This window comes from Oleiphilus sp. HI0086 (assembly GCF_001635225.1).
This window is the reverse complement of record NZ_LWFZ01000720.1, coordinates 1-4,354: the sequence shown is the minus strand read 5'-3', so window position 1 is coordinate 4,354 and position 4,354 is coordinate 1. Positions and strand designations below refer to the sequence as shown.

The 4,354-nt window shown below is 42.3% G+C and carries 6 protein-coding genes; 2 read left to right on the top strand and 4 right to left on the bottom strand.

Translation table 11 applies throughout. The features are described from left to right. Both A3756_RS11790 and A3756_RS28685 read right to left on the bottom strand, forming a co-directional pair. A partial coding sequence (locus tag A3756_RS11790) for a PleD family two-component system response regulator (RefSeq protein WP_197481284.1) occupies positions 1-415 on the bottom strand: 415 nt, incomplete at its 3' end. A 47-nt stretch (positions 416-462) separates the two neighbouring features. Beyond that, positions 463-1,161, bottom strand: coding sequence for a methyl-accepting chemotaxis protein (locus A3756_RS28685; protein ID WP_255374922.1), 699 nt, complete (start codon positions 1,159-1,161; stop codon positions 463-465). A gap of 681 nt (positions 1,162-1,842) precedes the next feature. On the opposite strand from A3756_RS28685, the gene A3756_RS11780 reads away from it, so the two are divergent. Continuing rightward, entirely contained in the window at positions 1,843-2,496 is a 654-nt protein-coding gene (locus tag A3756_RS11780) for a hypothetical protein (RefSeq protein ID WP_156490425.1), read from the top strand. A 29-nt stretch (positions 2,497-2,525) separates the two neighbouring features. Here the strand turns inward: A3756_RS11780 and A3756_RS11775 are convergent, their stop codons facing one another. Further along, the gene (locus tag A3756_RS11775; RefSeq protein ID WP_068509760.1) at positions 2,526-3,149 is read right to left on the bottom strand and encodes an L-threonylcarbamoyladenylate synthase; all 624 of its coding nucleotides are present in this window, start codon (positions 3,147-3,149) and stop codon (positions 2,526-2,528) included. Between the two features lie 77 nt (positions 3,150-3,226). After that, the gene (locus A3756_RS11770; RefSeq protein ID WP_068509757.1) at positions 3,227-3,541 is read right to left on the bottom strand and encodes a BolA family transcriptional regulator; all 315 of its coding nucleotides are present in this window, start codon (positions 3,539-3,541) and stop codon (positions 3,227-3,229) included. Between the two features lie 298 nt (positions 3,542-3,839). Between A3756_RS11770 and A3756_RS11765 the strand changes: the two genes are divergently transcribed. Continuing rightward, positions 3,840-4,354, top strand: a 515-nt coding sequence (locus A3756_RS11765) for a response regulator transcription factor (protein WP_197481282.1), incomplete at its 3' end; no start/stop codon positions are given.

Genomic DNA, 4,354 nt, shown 5'->3' with positions numbered 1-4,354 from the left:
CGTGTAGACGGGTTAGCTCACTGTTTTTCGCATGAACTTGCTGGGTAAGCTCCTGAGTTCTCGCATGAGCCTTAATCTTCGCTTTTAGAACAATGCCATTAATGGGCTTTGGTAAATAATCATCTCCACCACTCTCCAGGCAAGCAAGCAAAGATTTCTCATCATGTTTTGCTGTCAGAAAAATAATAGGAACATGGGTATCGCCTGCGCGCTTTTTAATTAAGGACGCGGCTTCATAGCCATCCATAACAGGCATGACAATGTCCATCAGAACAAAGTCTGGCTGGTGCTCATCAAACTGCTCGACTGCTATCTGCCCATTTTCAGCTTCGATGCAGTCGTGGCCTTCGGATTCAAGCAAATACCTTACTAGAATACGATTCGATTCATGATCGTCCACAATTAGAACATTCATTCCCATTGTCTGTACTACCCACCCACGCTATTGATTAATATTTTGCGTTAAAACAATGAGACATTGTCATCACTCGCTTCTGCCGCAACACTACTCTTAGAGCCACTCTTTTGCTTGCCAATCTCTTGCAATAAGTCGAGTATTTCGGCTTCACTGGACACACTCCTTACCTTATTCAGCGCCTCTTGTAACAAAGAGTTTTGTTGCAGAAAAGAGTTAATATCGGCACTAACATTATCAGCAAACTGTGAACTCCTGACCGCGTCAGCCACGTCCACTTTTAACTTTTCTGTATAAGCGGAAGCTTCATCCATAGTATTTTCAATGGTGACATTTGTTTGCTCCAAATCTACAAGCATTTCATCGACATGGGCTTTCGCACTGATCGCCATATTCATATCCAAGGATGCGATCTCTCCCACAATTTTGCTTGAACCATCAATCGCGCGCTTTGTGTTCTCAGATGTTTCAAATATTTTGTCATTAAGGGTGTTTGAGTTTTGCGACAAGGTACGTACCTCGTCAGCAACCACGGCAAATCCTCTGCCGGCTTCACCAGCTCTCGCTGCCTCGATTGCCGCATTTAATGCCAATAAATTTGTTTGATCAGCAATACCCCTGATCTGCCCTAGCAAGGTAAAAGTTTGTTCAAAATGATGTGACATATCCTCGATTCGGTGAACAGCAAAGATACTTTTTTCACTCACCTCAACCAATAATCTGACATAACTATCTATTATCCCCATCAACTCATCAGCAAATTGCCTGACTGTTACTTGCTCTTCTCCACTTGTTGTTTCATCCTCATGGACCATAGCAACAACTTTTAACAAGAGCTCTCTTTGTCGTTCAGATTTCTGAGATATTCCGGTAAAACTGGCACTAATCTGATCAGCGCTTTCAGTCACCTTCTGATTAATGTGGACAAGATTTTCCTTCACAAGCTCTGCTTGTTCACTCATTACTGCGCATGCTTCCTGAGTGAGTTCAGTGGCCTTATCATTTAGCAGTGATCGCTCTTGTCCCGCATAACGACTACGAAGACTCTGCACATTTGCATAGTGGGCCCAAGCCCAAGCAATTGAGGTTAGAACAACCGGTATAAATATGAGTTTGGTGGGTATATAAAAACAACCCAGCGTCGTCAACAATGTGAGAATAATAGGTAAAACCGGTGCGCGATACGCTGACATTTCTGACATAGAACAAGATTGCCTAATTATTAAGAAACCAAATCCCTGCAGTCTAGTAAGCAAAGCCCTTCTTTGCCAGCAGCTATTCAAATCTAGGGGTGGGACAATTCCATGTTAACTTACCCTAGCCGCCTAACAAGCTTGGCATTTAATTTGCTATTCCTTAGATAACTAGCATTTTTTGTCAGAAAACGGTCATTGATTGCCGAACTGGAACTTAGCGAGCAAATAACCATGGCACATATATCAACAGAACAAGCCTTACAGATCCCTCAGCAACTACAACGTCAGGACTCTCAAAACGGTACTGAAAACAGCAGCCACGCAGACGACAGTGCCAGACGCAAAGAACAAGCAGAAAAGCGAGTATTGCTAGACGATGCGGTCACTTTATTAAGACTAGGCATTCAAAGTCAAAGTAAAAAGGTAAATGTTGAAACATTCAAAACGGAGTTAGGCCAAGATAAAGCCTTCCTCAAGGAAACTCTGCGTAATAAGCTTGCTGAGTACAACTTAAACCCGAGAACCCAGCTAAATGTAGAGAAGGATATTTACGGCAACATTGAGATCAAAGGCGCGATGCGCCCAAGCGATCATGAAAAAATAAGTACTGACCTTAACAACAACAAACACTTTAAAGAGGCTTTTCAGCGTTTGAGCAAACAGCAGCCTACACTTGATTACGTAGACAATGTCGTGAAGATTTCTGGTGCATATGGAGTTGGTAATAATCTCTTTAATGAGCTAATTAGCGAACAAAATGAGCATAACAAATTAAATGATATCGCCCATCGCTATGAAGCACTGAAAACCAACAAAATCACCAATAATAGTGAGCAAGCAGCTCTGTCGAAGGATAACAGCTTCCGCTTAACGATAAACGCATAAACCGTACCCGCCTAAACAAGCGGTGATACTTAGCCCTCGAAAGCCGAGATGTCACCGCAGCCTTTACGAACAATCTCCGTTTCTTCGCCTGATAAGTTCACCACAGAGGTTGCCTCAAAGCCACAGAAGCCACCATCTATAACCAAATCAAGCGTATGCTCTAACAAAGAACGAACCTCGTAAGGGTCAGTCATAGGCATATCATCACCAGGCAAAATAAGCGTTGTACTCATTATTGGCTGACCAAGCTCTTCCAGCAAGGCTAAAGCAATTTCGTTGTCCGGAATTCGGATACCGATTTGACGTCGCTTTGGGTTCATTAAACGCCGCGGAACTTCAGTCGTCGCATCGAGAATAAACGTATAAGGGCCCGGTGTGTGTGCCTTTATCTGGCGGTATTGTTGATTATCAACTTTAGCGTAGGTTGATATATCCGTTAGGTCACGACATACCAGTGTAAAGTTATGCTTTTCATTAAGCTTTCGAATCTGCCTAATTTTATCGGCGGCCTTCTTGTCGCCTAAATGGCAACCTAGTGCGTACGCAGAGTCAGTCGGATAAGCAATCACACCACCGCTTTCAATGATCTCTGCCGCATGTTTAATCAACCTCGCCTGAGGGTTCTCAGGATGAATCTGAAAAAATTGACTCATCGTACCTACTCCTAATAAAGGGCAATTCCAATTGAATATCTATCAGCTATTTAGGGTTCTGGCCTGCTACAGCTGTACTATTTAGAGCCACCCATACAGTTTGGGGACTCTGGTGATTTCTCACCCATGATACTCGACCATTCTTGCGGAACATATAAATGTAGTGCCAAAGCATGTAGGCCTTGCTCCATTAAGCCACCAAGCAAGGCATAGACACTTTGATGACGAGCAACTTTAGACTTTCCCTCAAAATCCTCAGTAACCAAAGTCACCTTAAAGTGAGTCTCAGAGTTAGGAGGCACGCTATGCATATGGCTCTCATTTAATACCTCTATAAACTCAAGTTCAAAATTGTTACTCAACAAGTCCTGAATCTCTTTTTGACGCGACATCTTAGTACAACCATTTCATCTATGTAATTAAGCATTATAACAGCGAAACTCGCTATTCAAGGGGGTCTGATACTAATCTCTAAATCATGATAAAGCGAGCAAAATGATCACTTGCTTAAAACTGCCCTCCAGTGCCACGAAAACAAAACTACAAAAGCATTACAATTTAGAACAATCTTGATAATGATTCAGCATGTATTATCTGTAGGATATTAGCTAATTTCCAAGACAATTCAGAAAAAGCATCTACACTAGAAAAAACACAAAAAAATAATACAGAACATATATTTAGGGGATAATGATGAAAATTGCTTTGTTAGAAGACGAGCTGGAACAAGCACAAAACCTTAGTGCGATGCTGGTAGAAAACCAACATAGTTGTGATTTCTTTCAGACTGGCAAATCTTTTTTATACGAAGTACTACATAACAGTTATGACTTGTTAATCCTTGATTGGCAGCTTCCAGACATGGAAGGTACCGAAGTTCTTAAATCGATTCGCTCAGAGCTTAGCTGGCGGATACCTGTAATATTTCTGACCTCCAGAGATAGCGAAGCCGATATTATAACGGCCCTTGATGCAGGCGCTGACGACTATCTTGTCAAACCAGCCAGACCTGGAGAGTTAAAAGCTCGAGTCAACGCCTTAGCAAGACGCTCCGCAAACGAGGTAGAAGAGCAAGAGGAGATGGTTATTGGCCCTTATGTGATTAATCTGACTAAAAGAACCATCGTGTCTTTTGGTGAAGACGTGCCACTGACCGATAAAGATTTTGATTTAGCCGTCTTCATGTTTCAGAACATTGGGCGCCT

Excerpts from the sequence above, each read along its gene's own strand:
- A3756_RS28685 (WP_255374922.1), bottom strand. The coding sequence starts at position 1,161 with ATGGGGATAATAGATAGTTATGTCAGATTATTGGTTGAGGTGAGTGAA.
- A3756_RS11780 (WP_156490425.1), top strand. The coding sequence starts at position 1,843 with ATGGCACATATATCAACAGAACAAGCCTTACAGATCCCTCAGCAACTA.
- A3756_RS11775 (WP_068509760.1), bottom strand. The coding sequence starts at position 3,149 with ATGAGTCAATTTTTTCAGATTCATCCTGAGAACCCTCAGGCGAGGTTG.
- A3756_RS11770 (WP_068509757.1), bottom strand. The coding sequence starts at position 3,541 with ATGTCGCGTCAAAAAGAGATTCAGGACTTGTTGAGTAACAATTTTGAA.